We start from the raw sequence: 18,100 nt of genomic DNA, 5'->3' as shown, positions 1-18,100 counted from the left end.
GTCGTCGCGCCCCGGCGCGGGACCCGGACGTGTCCACGATGTCGTTCGCCCGCCAGGACGTCACTCGAGCGTGGGCCGGACCTCGAGCTCGACCCTGGTGCCGTCACGGATAACCTCGACCGGTACCTCGGTGTCCGCGCCAGCGCGCCTGACAGCCACCACGAGCTCGTCGGAGGACCTGACCTGTCGTTCGCCCACCTTCGTCACCACGTCACCCTCACGCAGGCCCGCTTCCTTCGCGGGGGAGCCCTCGCGCACGTTCACGATCTCCGCACCTTCAACCGCACCGTTGTCCGCCTTACGGGCGTTGACGCCGATGGTGGCGTGCTCACGACTGCCCCCGGTCATGAGGGATGTGGCGATGTCGCGGACGTCGTTGACGGGGATCGCGAATCCGAGGCCGATCGATCCTCCCGACTGAGTGAAGATCGAGGTGTTGATCCCGATGACAGCTCCGTTGGCATCGATGAGCGGGCCGCCCGAGTTCCCCGGGTTGATCGCGGCGTCGGTCTGGATCGCATCGATTACCACGTCACCGTCAGATGTGGCTTCGCCGAGGGCGATCGGACGGTGCGTGGCGGAGACGATGCCTTCGGTGACGGTCCGAGCGAGTCCGAGCGGTGAGCCGATCGCGATGACCTGCTCGCCCACCTGGACGTCGTCGGAGTTGCCGAGCGTGGCGACCGTCAGGTTCTGTACATCCTCGACTTTCAACACGGCGAGGTCGGTCGCGGGGTCTCCCCCGACCATTTCGGCGGAGGCTCTCGAGCCGTCGGGGAATATGACGTCGATGTCGGCGCGATCCGCCGCCCCCTCAAGGGTCACGACGTGGTTGTTGGTCACGATATAGCCGCGGGGGTCGATCACGATTCCGGAGCCCTCACCCCGTGCGGAAGGGGTGGATACCTGGATGTTGACCACTGCGGGCTGCACACGGGTCGCGACCTCACCGACCGCGTTGCCCGGACGTATGGCGTTTTCCGGAGCGTCGGCGATGCGCACCGTGGAGGTGGTGAGTACACGGGCGCTGTCAGCCACGACCGCGCCGATGGCACCGCCCACAAGGGCGACGACGGCGACGGCAGCAACAGCCCCGGCCAGGGCCCGCCTGCTCAGTCTGCGCTCGAACAGCGCCTCCGAGAGCGAGAGTCGTGGCGCCGGGGGTTGGTCAGCACCAGAAATATCCACCGGGCCCGGGTCGTGGGCGGCCTCTACCGCGGGGGCACCAATTCTGACGGGAGCCTGCGGGTCGCGCCAGGGGTCCGGCGGGGGCGGAACGGACTCGTGGACCTCGTCCTGCCAGGACGGATGTCGTTCAATCGGGCCGATGGCACCCGGCGTGGGACCGAACGCCTGGGCCAGCGCGGGATCGGCTGGAGCGATTAGCGAGCGGGCAGTGACCGCATCTCCGGCCGTGTGTTGCGGGTCGAAGCCCCCCTCGATCCCTGCTGGTCGGGAGAACCCGGCGACGTCGGAGTCGGACACTGCCGGGCGATGGATCGGAGCCGGTTCGCGCAACGGCCGATCTGGTTCCGGCTCAGGCCCTGCTGCTCCGGACACGCTAGTCTGCTCCTCCACCCGGCCCACCTTAACGGCCGCGGTGCCGGAGCCGGCGTAAGAGCCGCGTCCACGGGGACTCAGGCGCGCTCGCCGGGGGTCGAGCGGACTCGGCCCCAGGGGTGTCCTCGAGTGATCGAAGCCGCTCGAGCAGTTCTCTGGGCATCTGGATGGGACCGGAGTCGCGGAGTACGTGGCGGGCCTCGCGCTGGCCCGCCACCTCACATCGGCACTGCGGACACCGTGCAAGGTGCGCATCCGCTCGGAGCTGTCCGGCGCTCGGCAACCGTCGGTCGACGTAAGCGGCAGCCGCCTCGGTCGACAGGTGGTCGGTCGACAAGAAATCCGGCCTGTCACGCGTGACCCCCGTGCGGTGGGCGACCTCCCGGGCGGAACTTCTGGAAAGCCGGTAGTCGTGTGGGGTCCCGTCCTCGGAGCCGCGCCGGTCCATCGTCGCCCCCTTGTCGCCACTCGACGGATCGTCGACGATCCCTGTCAGATGGATCAACGTCCGAGTCGTCCGGGTGGTTCCCGCACGTCTGGCGGTCAGTAGAGACCGCTGTGCACGTCCTTGACGCCAGCCGACTCCAACTCTGCCCGTAGTGCGGCGCGACCACGGTGTATACGACTGCGCACGGTCCCCATCTTGATGCCGAGGATGCGCCCGACGTCCTCGTAGCTGAGGTCTTCGATGTCGCTGAGGACCACGGCGGCGCGGAACTCGGGCGAAAGATTGTCGAGTGCCGTCTGCAGGATCGGGTCGAACGACTCCTCCGCCAGGACCTGCTCTGGACTTCGTTCACGACCGGGCACGCGTTCGGCATCGTCGGGCAGTGCCTCGAACCTGATGCGCGAACGGCGGCGGGCCATGTCCAGGAACAGGTTGGTCACGATGCGATGCATCCAGCCCTCGAACGTGCCCGGGCGGTACTTGTCGAGGGACCTGAACACCCGTATGAACGCCTCCTGGGTGATGTCCTCAGCGTCGTGCGCGTTGCCGCACAGCCGGAAGGCCAGTCGGTACACCCTGTCACCGTGCTGGGCTACGAGGTCGGACCACGAGGGCATATCAGCGGCCTTGCCCGAGGCGTCGAATCGCGCGGTCCCCACGGCCTCATCGCTGCCGTCGGCGCGGGCGATCGTCGTGTCGTGCACGGTTCGTGAATACATGCGCTGCCGCCGCCTCCCGGCGCGGTTCCGTCGCCGGTGGGCCGCGCAGTGTCCACCGCACCCTTGTGGCGCGATGTCTACCCACCCTCCCCTATCGAGCTGTCCTCACGGTATACCTGCACTGAGATCGCCCTGAGAGTCTTATACCGATCCGATCACCGCGCGTTGCCCGCCGTCCACGCGCGCTCGGAGATACGCTGCTCGGGTGTCCGATTCCATTGACGTTCCCGCCTCCGACGGCCCCGGGGTCGACGCACTCGCCCGCCGTAGCGCCGAGTTGGTCGACGACTCCCTCTACGCCTCTGCACGTGCGGAAGCCGACGAACTGGGGGCCCCGTCCCCTGATCCCCTGACCGCCGAGGCGATCCGACTCATCGCGCGATTGAACGGGGCCCGCGCGGCGGTGTGCATCTCCCCCGCTCCCGGCGTTCCGGCACTGGCGATCCTCGCGGCGGCGGGGCCCGGCGCCGGCGCGGTCGTCACTTGCATCACCGACGATCCCCACCATCTGGACGCCGCCAGGTCAGCATTGCGCGCCGCGGGACACCCTTCGTCGTCCGCCCGCTACATCGCGGCTCGCCCGCTCGAGGTCGCGGACAAACTCGCGGACGGGGCGTACGACCTCGTTGTGGCGGATGTCCCTGATCATTCGGTGCCCCGGGTCGTCTCCCGGGCCCACCAGTTGCTGCGCTCTGGCGGGGCACTGGTGCTCATGGGCGAACATGCTCCGCTACCCGAAGATTCGGATCTCCCCGATCACGCCCACGTGACGGTGCTGCCCGTGGGCTCCGGCCTCACCGTGGTCACCCTCTGACGGTTGCCCTAGCCCGGTAACGAGGTCACGGTGTTCTTGCCGACACTCACCACACCACCAGCGCTCACCGGGAACCGCTGTCGATCCCGCTCGTGGTCCACGCCGATCAGGTCGCCGTCGCCGATGTGACAGTTCTTGTCGATTATCGCCTTGCGGACCACGGCTCCACGTCCGATACGGCACCCTGGCATGAGAACACTGCCCTCCACCACGGCGCCGTCCTCGACCACGACGTTGTTGGAGATCACCGAATTGCGCACGGTGGCCGCCGAGATGATCGTCCCGGCGCCTACCATCGACTCCTGTGACGTGCCGCCACGAACGAATTTTGCGGGCGGCAGATTGTCCTGCTGCGTCCGGATCGGCCACATGTAGTTGTACAGATTGAACACCGGGTGCACGGAGACTAGGTCCATGTGGGCGTCGTAGAACGCGTCTATCGTCCCCACGTCCCGCCAGTACCCACGGTCACGGTCCGTCTCGCCGGGAACACGGTTCCGCGCGAAGTCGTAGACATAGGCGCGGCGCTGCTCGACCAATGCCGGGATGATGTCGCCGCCCATATCGTGGGTGGAATCCGGCTGCTCGGCGTCCGCCTTGAGCGCATCGACGAGTGCCTGGGTGGTGAAGATGTAATTGCCCATCGACGCGAAAGTGGCATCGGGGTCGTCCGGGGTGCCCGGCGGGTCGGACGGCTTCTCCACCCAGCCGCGGATCAGATCGTCGTCCGTGGCGTCGATGCAACCGAACGCGAACGCTTCGCTGCGCGGCACCCGGATACCGGCCACCGTCACCGCGGCACCACTGGCGATGTGGTGGTCGAGCATCTGCCGGGGGTCCATCCGATACACGTGGTCCGCGCCGAAGACGGCGATGTACTCCGGATCCTCGTCGTGGACGAGGTTTAGAGACTGCAGGATCGCATCCGCCGAGCCCGTGTACCACCGGGGCCCGAGCCTCTGCTGCGCCGGGACCGGCGCGATGTACTCGCCGCCCATTCCACTCATGTGCCACACCTGCGAGATGTGGCGGTCGAGGGAGTGCGACTTGTACTGGGTGAGCACGCAGACGCGCATGAACCCGGCGTTGACGAGGTTGCTGAGCACGAAGTCGATGAGCCGGTACGACCCTCCGAACGGCACCGCGGGTTTGGCGCGGTCCGCCGTGAGCGGGAAGAGACGCTTGCCCTCGCCCCCGGCGAGAACGATTGCTAGGACGTGCGGCTGATTCCTCACACCACCCACCGTAACGACTTCCGCCTCACAACCACCGGTCATCGCGTGCTTTCCCCCCGCTTATGCCCGGCATCCACCCCAGAACGACCTGTAGTCCATCCGGCAGACCACGAGCGGAGCACGAAGCGACTAGGTTGACCGGTGTGCGAGTAGCGATGATGACGAGGGAGTACCCGCCTGAGGTGTACGGCGGGGCGGGAGTCCATGTGACCGAGCTGGTCGCGAACCTACGGTCCCTGTGTGAGGTCGACGTGCTGTGCATGGGTGCGGACCGCGACACCGCACGGGCCTTCCGTCCCGACCCAGAGCTGGGCCCGGACGCCAACCCTGCCATCCAGACGTTGTCGGCTGGCCTACGCATGTCGGTCGCGGCCGACGGCGCGGACATCGTCCACTCACACACCTGGTACTCGGGGCTGGCCGGACACCTGGCGGGCGAGCTCTACGGGATCCCCCATGTGGTGTCCGCACACTCGCTCGAGCCGAGTCGGCCATGGAAGGCCGAACAACTCGGCGGTGGCTACCGCGTGTCCTCTTGGTCCGAGCGCAACGCGTTCGCCCACGCCGACGCCGTCGTGGCGGTGAGCGCGCGGATGAAGGAGGAGATCCTGCGCGTCTATCCCGAGATCGAACCGGACCGTATCCACGTGATCCTCAACGGAATCGACACCGCGGCGTGGTCCCCGGTCGAGCCGTTCACGGCCGAGGACTCCATTCTCCGGAAGCACGGTGTGGACCCCGACCGACCGATCGTGGCGTTTGTCGGCCGCATCACGCGTCAAAAGGGTGTGCCCCACCTGGTCCGGGCAGCTCGCGATTTCCACCCCGACACCCAGCTGGTGCTCTGCGCAGGGGCACCGGACACCCCCGAGATCGGCGCCGAGATGGAAGGGCTCGTGGAGGAACTCCGCGAAGGCCGGGACGGGGTGTTCTGGCTACGTGACATGTTGCCGCGCCACCAGGTCATCGAGGTCCTCTCCGCCGTGACAGTCTTCGCCTGCCCCTCGGTGTACGAGCCGCTGGGAATCGTGAACCTCGAGGCGATGGCGTGTGACACCGCCGTGGTGGCATCCGATGTCGGAGGAATCCCCGAGGTGGTTGTTGACGGTGAGACGGGCACCCTCGTCCACTATGACGAGGCGGACACCGAGGCGTTTGAGGCCGGGATCGCGGCCGCAGTCAACGAGCTGATCTCTGACCCGGACAAGGCCGCACATTTCGGGCGGGCGGGCGCCGACCGGGCCCGGACCAGGTTCTCGTGGCAGGCGATCGCCGAGCAGACCCACCAGTTGTACGCCTCACTGTTGTAGAGCCCGGTAGGACCGCACCTCCACGTGTAATCGCACCGGTGACTCCCCCGGGCCGAGGTGACGTTCGAGCTCTGCGCGGTCGAGGTGGAGCCCGCTCGGCCCCATCAGCGCCAGGTCCACCGCTATCGAGGTGGGAACCGCTGCGGTCGAATCGACGCGACGAACCCGGATAGGTTCGAACGCCTCCGCCAGGTCGGCGTCCAGACGCTCGCCCTTATCGGCCGCCGGTCTGAGCATTCCCGCGCGCGTGCGCAGTGGTTCCAGATGCCCCTCGCCAGGCACCGCGATGACCAGCGTCCCGCCCGGGCGCAGGACACGCGCGAACTCAGCGGTGTTCCGCGGCGCGAAAACCACCTGGAGCACATCCACGGAGCCCGTCCCGAGAGGCACCCGGTCCCAGGTGTCCGCAACCACCGCGGCGACGAGCGAGTTTGCCTTGGCGAGGCGACGGGCCGCCGCCACAGAAATCTCGGTACCGACCCCGAGGACCCGATCGGGTGACTGCTGGGCCGCGCTGACCGCTTCGACGACCCGGTCGAGGTAAAAACCGGTCCCCGCACCCGCTTCCAGCAGCACTGCAGCAGGGTGATCGGCCCGCGCGGTCGCCGCGTGAAAACCAGTGCCATCGACAGCGGCGTCGGCGAGTGCCTCGGCGAGTTCGTCGAACAGGCCTGCCCTGAGTACCCGGTCGCGGGCTGCCAGCTGCTCAGCTGTGTCACCGGAAAAACGACGACCGCGGGGGCCGAACAGGGTGAGATAGCCCTGCCGCGCCCGGTCGAACGAATGCCCGCTGCCGCACACCACCCCGGTGTCGACCGCCTCCACACCACGACCACAGTGTGGGCACTCCAGAAGCGGTACGAGTCGATCCAGCGCCTCCGGTGAGGCACTCACGACCTGGGCCGCTCCGCCAGGTCCCTCAGCAGACCGAGCAGCGTGCGCGTCGCGAACCCGGTGGCGACGGGACCGACCTCGTCGATCTCTTCCGGCGACCGGGCCGGCCCCGCGATGTCGAGGTGAGCCCAGGGACGGCCCCCCACGAACTTCTCGAGGAATAGCGCAGCGGTGATGGCACCGGGCCCCTTGGGCGCCTGATGAATATCGGCGATGTCCGACCGGACGGCCGGGCGCAGATCCTCGGGCAGCGGAAGACGCCACCACCGCTCCCCCGACGTCGCACCCGCCAGGGCGACACGGTCCGCGAGGTCATCGTCAGTCGCCATCACGGCACCGGTACGCATGCCCAGTGCGACCTTCATCGCGCCAGTGAGGGTGGCCACGTCCACCACGACCTCCGGATCACACACCTCGATGCCGTGGGCCAACGCGTCCGCAAGGACCATCCGCCCCTCCGCGTCCGTGTTGGTGATCTCGGACGTCGTCCCGTCGACATGCGTCACCACGTCTCCGGGGCGATAAGCAGACCCCGAGAGCATGTTCTCCGCAGAGGGAACCACGACGGTCAGGTCCAGATCCTCGTGCGCGCCGGTGGGGTTGGAGCAGAACGTGGCCGCGGCCGCCGCTACCGCCGCCGACCCCGCCATGTCGGTCCGCATGAGATGCATGCCCTCTGCGGGCTTAACCGAGATCCCGCCGGTGTCGAACGTGATGCCCTTGCCCACCAGCAACACCCGGGGCCCGGAGCCCGGGCGGCGCGCCACCAGGACTCGGGGGGCGTTATCCGAGCCGCCGCCCACGGCGAGGACGCCGCCGAAGCCGCCGGTGACTAACTCCTCGCCGTCGATCACGGTCGTCTGCATCCCTGCCGCGACCAACACCTCGGACATCCGGGCCACCAGCCATTCCGGAGTCTTCAGGTCGGACGGGGCCCCGGCGAGATCGCGGGCCAGAGACGTGGCCTCAGCGGATTTCACGGCGACCGCGACGGCACGGGCGACCGCGTCCTCGTCGTCGTCACTTCCTATCTCGGAAACTGTGCGCACCACGAGATCGGGTGCGGGCGGAGACGGCTGCGCAGCATACACGTCCTGCCCCCGGGCGCCCAGGAGGTAGCCCAGGACGAGATCCCCCACGCGATCGAGCGGGACCACATCCGGCACCGTCACCTCAACCGACTGCGCCCGGCGGGAATCGCGGAGATGGCGGGCCAGCGCCGCACCCGCGCGGCGGTGCCCCAGCCCATGGTCGACCGCACCTGCCCAACCAGCACGCGGCACGGTCTCGTCCAGCTCCACCTCGATCACGGGGTGACCGTCATGAACGTCAACCCTCGCCTCTGCCGCCAGCCCACGTGGCGGCCTACCCGGCTCGGCGGACCGGACGACAACGGACAGGGAGTCGACCGTCGCGGGGCCGGACACCACGCTGACGGTGGGCAGCGAACGACTGGGGATGGCTGACATCAGAACACCTTACGAGGACATGAGACGGCGCACCCGCCACTAGGGTCGGATGCGCCGGCAACGGTGGAGCGATCGATCAAGAGGTGGCCTGCGAGAGCTCCTCGCTGAGCGACTTCGCCTCGTCGGGGGTCAGCTCGACGACAAGTCGTCCGCCACCCTCCAGAGGGACTCGCATGACGATCCCGCGGCCCTCCTTGGCCGCTTCCATCGGTCCGTCACCGGTCCTGGGCTTCATAGCCGCCATCGGGTCGATTCCCTTCGTCTTTGTCCGCGGGGCGGCGTCCGGTGAGGACCTCCGAGCCACGACGGTACTGCTGAGTGGATGTACCCAATTCTAGCGCGTTGATGCGGCGTGGGATGCCGGAGCGGGTCCGACGTCCAGCCCGTGGGACGCCCCGGGCTCGATCCCGGCCTCTTCGAGCCGCGCGCGGAGACGGTCTATCTCCGCCGCCGCATGTTCCAGCGTCCAGTCGACCTCGGACATCGTGTACCCCCGGGCCGACATTCCGAAGCGCACCTCGCGCAGGTCCTCGCCCGCCAGGGGCCCCTCGGGAAGATGCGTGACAGTGTGGCCGGTCGCCACGGTCGGCAACACCTCCGAACGGCCGAAGACCACCACGGACAGGGCGAATAACGCGGCTGCCACAACCAGAGTGACCACCACGTAGACGATGACTGTGAGCATTCCGCGCGCCCCTATTCCCTACTGCCAACCGAAGCTCCAGTTTGGCACACGCCGGTCGGACCGATCGTCGCGGTCACGCCAGTCCACGGATCGTCCGCGCAGGTGGGCGCGTCCCCACGATCGATGCGATCATCTCCAGCGCCCGCAGGGTCCCCGGCACGTCATGCGTCCGGAACACCCGCGCACCGTGCAGCGCCGCCACCGAGGTCGCCGCGAGGGTGCCCTCCGAACGGTGGTCGACGTCCGCATCCAGAGTCTCGCCGATGAAGTCTTTGTTGCTCAGCGCCATGAGAACCGGGTGACCCACCGCGACGACCTCGTCCATCCGGCGGAGCAACTCCAACCCATGGAAAGTGTTCTTGCCGAAATCGTGGGTCGGGTCCACCAGGACCCCGTCGGCCGGAACTCCTGCGGCCAGAGCACGCTCCGCGGCCGCCGACAACTCATCGACCACGTCGCGGACCACGTCCTCGTACCCAACCCGATAGGGACGGGTTCTCGGAACCGCGCCCCCGGTGTGCGAGCAGACGAAGCCCGCACCGACCTCCCCCGCCGCTTCCAGAACCCCGGGATCGTGTCCGGCCCAGGTGTCGTTGACGAGGTCTGCTCCCGCCGCCAACGCGCGTCGCGCCACGTCTCCACGCCAGGTGTCGACCGAAATAACGACACCCGGATAACGACCACGAACCGCCTCCACGAATGGCACCACACGGCGGGTCTCGGCTTCAGCGTCGACGAGGTCGCCCGGTCCGGCTTTGACCCCACCGATGTCGACGATGTCGGCACCACCAGCCACGACCTCGTCGACCCTGCGCATCGCGGCGGTGTCCGTAAAGGTGGCACCACGGTCGTAGAACGAGTCAGGGGTGCGGTTGACGATCGCCATCACCAGCGGTCGTTCGACAGGAACCGGTCGACCGCAGAGCGTCGGCAGCGGCGGCACAGCTCGTCTACTCACCGTCGTCCTCCACAGGCGTCGAGTGCGGCCTCGAGATCGTCCTGTACCACCAGGCACGCAAGTGCCTCCTGTTTGACCAGGCCAGCCTCCGCCAGACTGTTCACCCAGTCCAACAGCGGCCGATAGAAACCGATCGGGTCGTAGAGCACCACGGGTTTGTGATGGAAGCCCAATGACGCCGCGGTCCAGACTTCGAACATCTCCTCCATCGTGCCGATGCCGCCGGGCAGCGTGAGGAACGCATCCGACCGCTCCTCCATCTCCCGCTTACGTTCGCGCATGGAGGTCACCACCACCAGCTCGTCAGACCCGGTGTCCGCGACCTCGCGAACCCGAAGCCCCTCCGGGATCACGCCCACGGTCCTCGCTCCGCCCGATCGTGCGGCCTCGGCGAGCGCACCCATCATCGAGACGTTTCCGCCCCCGGAGACCAGTGACCAGCCACGTCGGGCGATACCGTCTCCTACCGCCGTGGCGATGTCCAGCAGCTCGGGATCGTAGGTCGAGGAGGCACAGTAGACGCAGACCCTCCGGCCCGGAAGCGGCGACATCAGCGCTCGATCCCCCGGTGTTCCACGCCGAACTGATCCTCGCGCTGTTCGGTCGTCACCGCGGCCCGGTTATGAGCCCGGCGGATGTACTCCACGGCCTCAGGAACCGAGTCGGTGACCATCATCAGGTCCAGGTCGGAGGCGGAGATCATCCCCTGTTCGGCGAGCGTCCCGCGGATCCACTCGACCAGCGGCGACCAGAAGTCCACCCCCAGCAGAACGATCGGGAACCTTGTGATCTTGTCGGTTTGCACCAGCGTGATGGCCTCGAAGAACTCGTCGAGGGTGCCGAAGCCGCCCGGGGTGCAGACGAAGGCCTGCGTGTACTTGACGAACATCGTCTTGCGCACAAAGAAGTAGCGGAAGTGCAGGCCGAGTTCCACCCATCGGTTCACGCTCTGCTCCATGGGCAACTCGATGCCGAGCCCCACGGACAGCCCGTTGGCCTCCCATGCACCCTTGTTCGCCGCCTCCATCTGCCCCGGACCGCCACCGGTTACCACCGCGTAACCGGCCTCCGTGAGGGCCCTTCCCAGTTCGACCGCCTGCTCGTAGGCAGGATCGCCGGGCCTGGTACGCGCGGAGCCGAACACGCTCACGGCGTCGGGCAGCTCGGCGAGTGCGCCGAAGCCGTTGACGAACTCGCTCTGGATCCGCAGGACCCGCCAGGGGTCGGTGTGCAGCCAGTCCGTGTCCTGGTCGTGGTCCAGCAGTCGCTGGTCCGTCGTGGTGCGCTCGCCGCCCTTAGCGCGACGGACGAGGACCGGGCCTCGCATGTGTACCTGGTCAGTGGATGCCATGTGCCGGGTGTCTCCTTCAGGTCTGGTGGTGCGGGGTCAGTCGTTGGTCAGGTACGCGCGGAGCATGTCAGCCACCTCGGTGATCTGCGCTGCCGGGCAGTGTTCATCTCGCTTATGGGCGAGCCCCGGGTCGCCCGGCCCCAGGTTGACGGCCGGAATACCGAGTGCAGCGAACCTCGACACGTCGGTCCAGCCGAATTTCGCCCGAACGCGCCCGCCGGTCGCCCGCACGAGATCCGCGGCGGCCGGGGCGCTCAGCCCGGGCAGCGCACCTGGCGAGAGGTCGGTGAGTTCCCAGTACAGCCCGGGTTCTGCGGGAGGCGCCTGGCCCTGGCGCACACGCTGCGCCTCAGTCAGTCCGAGCGTCTGGAGCGCGTGCGTGAGTGACGCCTGGGTGTCGCGGTCCGGAGCGGAGCGGAAGTTCACGTCCATCCAGGCCTCGTCCGGAACGGTGTTCCCCGCGACGCCCGCCGACATGCGGACAGCCTGTAGTCCCTCCCGGTACACACAACCGTCGATGTCCACCGACCGCGGCTCGTACGCCCCGAGGGCCGCGAGGATCGGCGCGAGGCGATGGACCGCGTTGTCGCCCAACCAGCTGCGTGCCGAGTGCGCACGGACACCACGGGCGTGGACCCGGATCCGGAGCGTCCCCTGGCAGCCCGCCTCGAGTTGACCACCCGTCGGTTCGCCGAGGATCGCCACATCACCGTCCAGCCAGTCCCGGTGCGAGCGTTCGATCAGGCCCAACCCGTTCGCGGTGGCTTCGATCTCTTCGCAGTCATAGAGCACCAGAGTGAGGTCATGAGCAAGCGCGTGGGAGTCCGCGAGGGTCGCGAACAGATGGAGGAAAACGGCGTCTCCGGACTTCATGTCAACAGTCCCGCACCCGTGCAGCACGAGGTCGGCACCCTCACCTGTGACGCTGCACGGAATGTTGTCCGCGACGGGCACAGTGTCCAGGTGGCCCGCCAGGACGACCCTGGTAGGCAGCCCCCGGTTGGTCCGGGCCAGGACCCGGTTGCCGACGCGGATCACTTCGGTGCGACCGGCGGCCGGGCCGCTGAACCCGTCAACCGCGCCGCGGAGCGCCGCGTGCACAGCCGAGGCGATCGCGCCCTCCTCACGGGAGGGGCTGGCGATGTCGACCAGGGATCGAGTGAGGTCGATCGGGTTCACTGTCAGGTCGGGAACGGCGTTCACGGCGTCCACCTTAGATGCCGGTAACCGGTCAGCGTCGGCGCCGCCGGTTAGCATCGAGACCATGAGCGCACATGGAGCACTGGCCACAGGAATAGCCACCCTGACGTCCGACCACACGGTCCTGGACGTGTGGTATCCCGCACCGGAGCTCGGTGCCGCATCTCAGGGCGGTCACCGAGCTTTGTCCGGAGACGAGATCCCCTCCGATCTCGCACCACTGACCGGGCCCGACGTCGATCGCGGTGTCGAGCGGGTCGCCGTACGGGTGGAGATCGACGACCTCACGCAGGCGCCGACCGACGCCTACGACGCCTATCTCCGGCTGCACCTGATCAGTCATCGGCTGATCAAGCCGCACTTCGCCAATATGGACGGGCTGTTCGGCACGCTCACCAACGTCGTGTGGACCAACTTCGGGCCCTGCGCCGTCCCCGGCTTCGAACTCGTACGAGCAAAGCTGCGTTCTCGCGGCGCCCTGACCGTCTACAGCGTGGACAAGTTTCCCCGGATGGTGGACTACGTGATCCCCAGCGGGGTCCGAATCGCGGACGCTGACCGGGTCCGCCTGGGTGCCCATCTCGCCGAGGGCACCACCGTGATGCACGAAGGATTTGTGAACTTCAACGCCGGGACTCTCGGCGCCTCGATGATCGAGGGGCGCGTATCCGCCGGTGTCGTGGTGGGCGCCGATTCGGATGTCGGAGGTGGCGCCTCCATCATGGGCACACTCTCCGGCGGCGGCAAAGAGACCATCTCCATCGGTGAGCGCTGCCTGCTGGGTGCCAACTCCGGTGTCGGCATCTCGCTGGGCGACGACTGCGTGGTCGAAGCTGGTCTCTACGTCACCGCCGGCACCAAGGTGGACGTGCGCGCCGGGGCCTGGGCGGACAAGGAGCCGATCAAAGCCGGCCAGCTCTCCGGGATGGATAACCTGCTCTTCCGCCGCAACTCACTGTCAGGCGCGGTCGAAGCCGTGCCGTGGAAGCGCGAGAGAGTCGAGCTCAACTCGAACCTGCACGCCAACGACTGATCTCTTGCGGCGCATGTCGCGTACCCACACCTGCGACGTGTCCATGCAACACAGCCGCCACCGTCGATGAACTCGCGCTCCCGCCGAAGCGCGTGCCGGAGTTCATCGACGGTGGCGGCTGTGGACTACGCGTACAGGCGCGGGTGCGGATGCTTCAGCGGCTGGGGAGGGCAAAGCTGGGTCGATCCTGGGCCGGGCAGGGCAAAGCTGGGCCGGCTGGGGTGGGCAGGACAGTGCAAGGCTGACTGGGGCGGCGCCAAATGAGTGGGCCTGGTCAAGCGAGTCTGCTGACTGCCTCGGAGATCGTCTCGTCGGTAGCCGTGAGAGCGATCCGGACGTGCCGACCCCCCGCCGGACCGTAAAACTCACCAGGCGCCACCAGCATTCCCCGCTGCGCGAACCAGTCCACGGTGTCGCGGCACGGCTCGTCGCGGGTCGCCCAGAGGTACAAGCCCGCCTCGGAGTAGTCGATCCGAAAGCCCGCGGCTTCGACAGCCGGCAGAAGGCGTGCCCGCCGGGCCCGGTACCGCTCACGTTGCTCCGCCTCATGGGCGTCGTCGCGCAGGGCCGCGGCCATGGCGGACTGGATTGGCAGGGGCATCATGAGACCGGCGTGTTTACGCACCGCGAGAAGGTCTGCGACGAGTGCGGGATCCCCCGCGACGAACCCCGCCCGGTAGGAGGCCAAGTTCGAGGTTTTGGACAGCGAGTGCAGGGCGAGCAGATTGGTGTGGTCCCCTTCACAGACCCGGGAATCGAGGATCGAGGGTGCCTCCCCCTCCCACACCAAACCGAGATAACACTCGTCAGCGGCCACGATCACGCCGCGGTCACGGGCCCAGCCCACGACCTTGCGGAGATGTTCAATGCCGAGGATCTTGCCGGTCGGGTTAGACGGCGAGTTCAGGTAAAGCAGGTCAGGGGTAGAGGGGCCGAGCTGCATCAGGGAATCCGCACGGACCACCCGCGCACCCGCGATCCGCGCGCCCACCTCATACGTCGGGTACGCCACTTCCGGGACAACGACAGTGTGGCCAGGCCCGAACCCGAGTTGGGCGGGCAGTCCCGCGATCAGTTCTTTGGTCCCGATCACCGGCAGGATGGAATCCGGAGTCAGGCCGGTGGCGCCGTATCGACGGGAGAGGGCGTCGGCCGCGGCCTGCCGCAACTCGGGCCGTCCAACCGTGGTGGGGTAGCCGGGCTCGGCGGAAGCCGCCGCGAGTGCCTCGCGGATCACCGGCGCCACGGGATCGACGGGTGTGCCGACAGTGAGGTCGACCAGCCCCTCCGGATACGTGGACGCCCGGTCGCGGGCACCCGCCAGAGTGTCCCAGGGGAACTCGGGCAGCTCGCGACCGGGCGGACGACGCTCAGGACGAGCCACCGCAGGTCATTCCTCGTTCATGGGCGGAAGCGCCTTGACGAACGGCGTGTCGTAGTCGACCTTGCCGACCTTTGCGGCGCCGCCCGGTGACCCCAACTCGACGAAGAAGTCGGCGTTGGTCGCGTTGTACTCTGTCCACTCCTCGGGGGTGTCATCCTCGTAGAAGATGGCCTCGACGGGACAGACCGGCTCACAGGCTCCGCAGTCCACGCACTCGTCGGGGTGGATGTACAGCATCCGCCCACCCTCGTATATGCAGTCGACCGGGCACTCCTCGACGCAGGACTTGTCCATAACGTCAACGCACGGCTCGGCGATCGTGTAGGTCACGTCAGCCACCTTCCTCGTAGCGGTATGGCATGCATCGTATGCCACCCGGACCCCCACCGTGTGTTCCGCCCCACTGGTGCGCCACGCTACGTGACGAGTGTCACAGGGACCGGTTGGGGGGCCGGGCCGTAGAGCGTGCTCCGGGCCCGCGCGGGTCGACCGATCCCGGTGGCGATCTCCTCGATCTCCTCTGGTGTCCGGGCGGAACCGTTCTCCGCCCCGGCCATCCTCGAGATGGTCTCCTCCATCAGGGTGCCGCCCAGATCGTCGGCGCCCGAGCGCAGCATTGTGCGCGTCCCGGCCACACCGAGCTTGACCCAGCTGGTCTGCACGTGGTCGATCGCACCGTGGAGCATGATCCGCGCCAGCGCGTGCACCGCCACGTTCTCCTCGCGGGTCGGCCCGGGACGAGAGGCGCCGGCGAGGTAGAGCGGGGCACTGCGGTGCACGAACGGCAGCGGCACGAACTCGGTGAATCCGCCGGTGCGTTCTTGAATGCCACGCAGGGTGCGCAGGTGCGCCACCCAATGCCGCGGGGTGTCCACATGGCCGTACATCATGGTCGAACTCGACCGCAGCCCCACCTCGTGGGCGGTGGTGACGATGTCGATCCATTCCGAGGCGGGGAGCTTGCCCTTGGTCAGAACCCAGCGGACCTCGTCGTCGAGTATCTCCGCCGCCGTGCCCGGGATGGAGTCCAGACCGGCCGCGCGTAGGTCGGTCAGCCATTCGCGGACACCCACGCCTGAGCGGGAGGCGCCGTTGGATATCTCCATGGGGCTGAACGCATGGACGTGCATCGACGGCACCCGCTCCTTGACCGCGCGCACGAGGTCGGCGTACCCCGACACCGGCAGGTCGGGGTCGATGCCCCCCTGCATACACACCTCGGAGGCCCCGGAAACGTGTGCCTCGTACGCTCGGTCGGCGACCTCGGAGGTCGACAGTGAGAACGCGTCTGCATCACCCTTACGCTGGGCGAACGCGCAGAATCTGCAGCCGGTGTAGCAAATATTGGAGAAATTGATGTTGCGGTTGACCACGTAGGTCACCGTGTCCCCCACAACTTCGGCGCGAATGCGGTCAGCCAGACCCGCGACCGCCGCCAGCCCATCGCCGGTGGCGGTGGCGAGCGCCAGGTACTGCTCGTCGGTGAGCCCAGCGGGATCGGTTTCGGCGGCCCGCAGGGCGGAGAGGACCTCCGCGTCAGCGCGCTCGGGGACCAGGGCTGCCGCTCCCAGCTCGGCCGCGCGGGCCCGGATGACGTCCCAGTTACCGAAGGCCTCGCCGATGTCGGAGCGGGTGTCGGTGTTGCGGCCCTCGGAGTCGATCGCAGTGTTCAGATCGATCCGTCCGCTCGAGTCCCAGTCGTCGTCGGGCTCCTGCCACGGCATTCCGGTGGGGCGGACCAACTCGTCGTCGTCGTTCCCCACGGCCGCCAGGCCGCTCGCCGGATCGGCCAGCGCGCGCACATGGCCGGCCACCCTCGGGTCGATCCACGCATCGCCGGCACCGACGTAGCGGGGATGTGCCGTGAGACGCTCTGTCAACGTCCATCCGGCGTCGGCGAGATCAGCGGTCAGGCCCGCCAGGTGGGGCCACGGCCGCTCGGGGTTGACGTGGTCGGGCGTGAGGGGCGAGATCCCCCCCAGGTCATCGACACCCGCGTCGATGAGCGCGAGGACATCCTCACGGTCCACGAGGTTGGGCGGAGCCTGCACCGCCACACGCGGGTCCAGGACCAGCCGGGCGACGGCGATCGCGGCCAGGAACTCGTCCCTGCCCGCATCGTCCGCGCCACGCATGGCGGTATCGGGTTTGGCCCGGAAGTTCTGGACGATCACCTCTTGCAGGTGGCCGAACTCGCGCGCCAGACCGGCCAGCGCGAGCAGACTCTCCGCGCGCTCGGTCCGGTTCTCCCCTATGCCGACCAGGATTCCGGTGGTGAACGGCACGGCCAGCCGACCCGCATCGGTCAGCGTCCGCATGCGGACGGCCGGGTCCTTGTCGGGGCTGCCGTAGTGCGCCTCGCCGGGCGTCGTGAACAGGCGGGTGGAGGTTGTCTCAAGCATCATGCCCATGGACGGCGCGACAGGCTTGAGTCGCGAGAGTTCGGCCCAGCTCATCACGCCCGGATTGAGATGCGGTAGCAGACCGGTCTCCTCGAGCACCCGGATCGCCATGGCCCGCACGTAGTCCAACGTCGAGGAGAAACCGCGCGACTCCAGCCATTCCCGAGCCTCCGGCCAGCGATCTTCGGGCCGGTCCCCCAGCGTGAACAGAGCCTCCTTACAGCCCGCCTCGGCGCCACGGCGGCACAGTTCCACCACCTCGTCGGGGTCGAGGAACATCCCCTCGCCCGCCGCGCGGAGCTTGCCCGGGACCGTGACGAAGGTGCAGTAATGACATTTGTCGCGGCACAGACGCGTCAGCGGGACAAATACTTTGCGGGAGTAGGTGACGACGCCCGGACGCCCCTCATCGATGAGTCGCGCATCGCGGCGGGCGGCGGCCAGTCCGGTGAGACGGTCCAGATCGTCGCCCCGGGCCGCGAGGAGGACCGCGGCTTCGGTGGTGTCGAGGGTGAGCCCGTCCGCCGCGCGGCGCAGGGCGCGTCGCATGGCCGAGGGCGTGGGGTCGGGATCAACTATCGAGGGTGCGGGATCCATGGTCACCGATGATGCCCCACGTCGGCGCAAGGCCGGTCGTC

At 68.1% G+C, this 18,100-nt stretch carries 18 protein-coding genes; 3 read left to right on the top strand and 15 right to left on the bottom strand.

All coding sequences use genetic code 11. The features are described from left to right. Positions 1–60 precede the first annotated feature (60 nt). From ON04_RS09710 to sigE, 3 genes are all read right to left on the bottom strand, one after another. Positions 61–1,560 carry a S1C family serine protease gene (locus ON04_RS09710; RefSeq protein WP_010541420.1) on the bottom strand — a complete coding sequence of 500 codons (1,500 nt, stop codon included), beginning with the start codon at positions 1,558–1,560 and terminating at the stop codon, positions 61–63. Between the two features lie 28 nt (positions 1,561–1,588). Next, positions 1,589–2,008 (bottom strand): anti-sigma factor family protein, encoded by a 420-nt coding sequence (locus ON04_RS09705; protein WP_141564752.1) that lies wholly within the window; start codon positions 2,006–2,008, stop codon positions 1,589–1,591. Positions 2,009–2,103: 95 nt separating this feature from the next. Further along, complete coding sequence (gene sigE, locus ON04_RS09700) at positions 2,104–2,727, bottom strand: RNA polymerase sigma factor SigE (protein WP_010541418.1); 624 nt, start codon at positions 2,725–2,727, stop codon at positions 2,104–2,106. Between the two features lie 205 nt (positions 2,728–2,932). Here sigE and ON04_RS09695 point away from each other — a divergent pair, with 205 nt between their 5' ends. Further along, positions 2,933–3,541: an O-methyltransferase gene (locus ON04_RS09695; protein ID WP_010541417.1), complete on the top strand. Its 609-nt coding sequence runs from the start codon at positions 2,933–2,935 to the stop codon at positions 3,539–3,541. 8 nt (positions 3,542–3,549) lie between these two features. Here ON04_RS09695 and glgC read toward each other — a convergent pair whose 3' ends face one another. Beyond that, positions 3,550–4,776, bottom strand: a complete 1,227-nt coding sequence (gene glgC, locus ON04_RS09690; protein ID WP_029458158.1) for a glucose-1-phosphate adenylyltransferase — start codon at positions 4,774–4,776, stop codon at positions 3,550–3,552. A gap of 143 nt (positions 4,777–4,919) precedes the next feature. Between glgC and glgA the strand changes: the two genes are divergently transcribed. After that, complete coding sequence (gene glgA / locus ON04_RS09685) at positions 4,920–6,086, top strand: glycogen synthase (RefSeq protein WP_010541415.1); 1,167 nt, start codon at positions 4,920–4,922, stop codon at positions 6,084–6,086. Here glgA and ON04_RS09680 read toward each other — a convergent pair. From ON04_RS09680 to dapE, 8 genes are all read right to left on the bottom strand, one after another. Continuing rightward, positions 6,075–6,980, bottom strand: a complete 906-nt coding sequence (locus ON04_RS09680) for a putative RNA methyltransferase (RefSeq protein ID WP_238529291.1) — start codon at positions 6,978–6,980, stop codon at positions 6,075–6,077. The two genes, glgA and ON04_RS09680, sit on opposite strands and share 12 nt — an antisense overlap. After that, on the bottom strand, positions 6,977–8,449 hold the full coding sequence (locus tag ON04_RS09675; RefSeq protein WP_010541413.1) for a leucyl aminopeptidase family protein: 1,473 nt from the start codon (positions 8,447–8,449) through the stop codon (positions 6,977–6,979). Before ON04_RS09675 ends, ON04_RS09680 begins: the two co-directional genes overlap by 4 nt. A 76-nt stretch (positions 8,450–8,525) precedes the next feature. Beyond that, positions 8,526–8,693, bottom strand: coding sequence for a DUF3117 domain-containing protein (locus tag ON04_RS16250; RefSeq protein ID WP_010541412.1), 168 nt, complete (start codon positions 8,691–8,693; stop codon positions 8,526–8,528). A 90-nt stretch (positions 8,694–8,783) separates the two neighbouring features. Continuing rightward, positions 8,784–9,134: a DivIVA domain-containing protein gene (locus ON04_RS09670; protein WP_010541411.1), complete on the bottom strand. Its 351-nt coding sequence runs from the start codon at positions 9,132–9,134 to the stop codon at positions 8,784–8,786. A 73-nt stretch (positions 9,135–9,207) separates the two neighbouring features. After that, positions 9,208–10,020 (bottom strand): dihydropteroate synthase, encoded by an 813-nt coding sequence (gene folP / locus ON04_RS09665; RefSeq protein WP_081477163.1) that lies wholly within the window; start codon positions 10,018–10,020, stop codon positions 9,208–9,210. Between the two features lie 68 nt (positions 10,021–10,088). Further along, positions 10,089–10,643: an LOG family protein gene (locus tag ON04_RS09660; RefSeq protein ID WP_010541409.1), complete on the bottom strand. Its 555-nt coding sequence runs from the start codon at positions 10,641–10,643 to the stop codon at positions 10,089–10,091. Next, a complete protein-coding gene (locus ON04_RS09655; RefSeq protein WP_010541408.1) occupies positions 10,643–11,443 on the bottom strand; it encodes an LOG family protein in 801 nt (266 codons plus the stop codon). Before ON04_RS09655 ends, ON04_RS09660 begins: the two co-directional genes overlap by 1 nt. Before the next feature lie 36 nt (positions 11,444–11,479). Continuing rightward, positions 11,480–12,646 (bottom strand): succinyl-diaminopimelate desuccinylase, encoded by a 1,167-nt coding sequence (dapE, locus tag ON04_RS09650; protein ID WP_029458153.1) that lies wholly within the window; start codon positions 12,644–12,646, stop codon positions 11,480–11,482. Positions 12,647–12,707: 61 nt separating this feature from the next. Here dapE and dapD point away from each other — a divergent pair, with 61 nt between their 5' ends. After that, positions 12,708–13,676 carry a 2,3,4,5-tetrahydropyridine-2,6-dicarboxylate N-succinyltransferase gene (dapD, locus tag ON04_RS09645; protein ID WP_010541406.1) on the top strand — a complete coding sequence of 323 codons (969 nt, stop codon included), beginning with the start codon at positions 12,708–12,710 and terminating at the stop codon, positions 13,674–13,676. A gap of 274 nt (positions 13,677–13,950) precedes the next feature. On the opposite strand, the gene dapC is transcribed toward dapD, so the two are convergent. From dapC to ON04_RS09630, 3 genes are all read right to left on the bottom strand, one after another. Then, positions 13,951–15,060 carry a succinyldiaminopimelate transaminase gene (dapC, locus tag ON04_RS09640; protein ID WP_010541405.1) on the bottom strand — a complete coding sequence of 370 codons (1,110 nt, stop codon included), beginning with the start codon at positions 15,058–15,060 and terminating at the stop codon, positions 13,951–13,953. 6 nt (positions 15,061–15,066) lie between these two features. Further along, entirely contained in the window at positions 15,067–15,390 is a 324-nt protein-coding gene (gene fdxA, locus ON04_RS09635) for a ferredoxin (protein ID WP_010541404.1), read from the bottom strand. Between the two features lie 86 nt (positions 15,391–15,476). Continuing rightward, complete coding sequence (locus tag ON04_RS09630) at positions 15,477–18,059, bottom strand: bifunctional FO biosynthesis protein CofGH (RefSeq protein WP_050815325.1); 2,583 nt, start codon at positions 18,057–18,059, stop codon at positions 15,477–15,479. Positions 18,060–18,100 lie beyond the last annotated feature (41 nt).

This window comes from Dietzia alimentaria 72, assembly GCF_000226215.1.
Lineage (GTDB): Bacteria > Actinomycetota > Actinomycetes > Mycobacteriales > Mycobacteriaceae > Dietzia > Dietzia alimentaria.
Note: the sequence above shows the minus strand (reverse complement) of the source record. Positions and strands in the feature narration are given on the sequence as shown.

Excerpts from the sequence above, each read along its gene's own strand:
- dapD (WP_010541406.1), top strand. The coding sequence starts at position 12,708 with ATGAGCGCACATGGAGCACTGGCCACAGGAATAGCCACCCTGACGTCC.
- ON04_RS16250 (WP_010541412.1), bottom strand. The coding sequence starts at position 8,693 with ATGGCGGCTATGAAGCCCAGGACCGGTGACGGACCGATGGAAGCGGCC.
- ON04_RS09655 (WP_010541408.1), bottom strand. The coding sequence starts at position 11,443 with ATGGCATCCACTGACCAGGTACACATGCGAGGCCCGGTCCTCGTCCGT.
- ON04_RS09630 (WP_050815325.1), bottom strand. The coding sequence starts at position 18,059 with ATGGATCCCGCACCCTCGATAGTTGATCCCGACCCCACGCCCTCGGCC.
- ON04_RS09670 (WP_010541411.1), bottom strand. The coding sequence starts at position 9,134 with ATGCTCACAGTCATCGTCTACGTGGTGGTCACTCTGGTTGTGGCAGCC.
- folP (WP_081477163.1), bottom strand. The coding sequence starts at position 10,020 with ATGGCGATCGTCAACCGCACCCCTGACTCGTTCTACGACCGTGGTGCC.
- sigE (WP_010541418.1), bottom strand. The coding sequence starts at position 2,727 with ATGTATTCACGAACCGTGCACGACACGACGATCGCCCGCGCCGACGGC.
- ON04_RS09705 (WP_141564752.1), bottom strand. The coding sequence starts at position 2,008 with ATGGACCGGCGCGGCTCCGAGGACGGGACCCCACACGACTACCGGCTT.
- ON04_RS09660 (WP_010541409.1), bottom strand. The coding sequence starts at position 10,643 with ATGTCGCCGCTTCCGGGCCGGAGGGTCTGCGTCTACTGTGCCTCCTCG.
- ON04_RS09675 (WP_010541413.1), bottom strand. The coding sequence starts at position 8,449 with ATGTCAGCCATCCCCAGTCGTTCGCTGCCCACCGTCAGCGTGGTGTCC.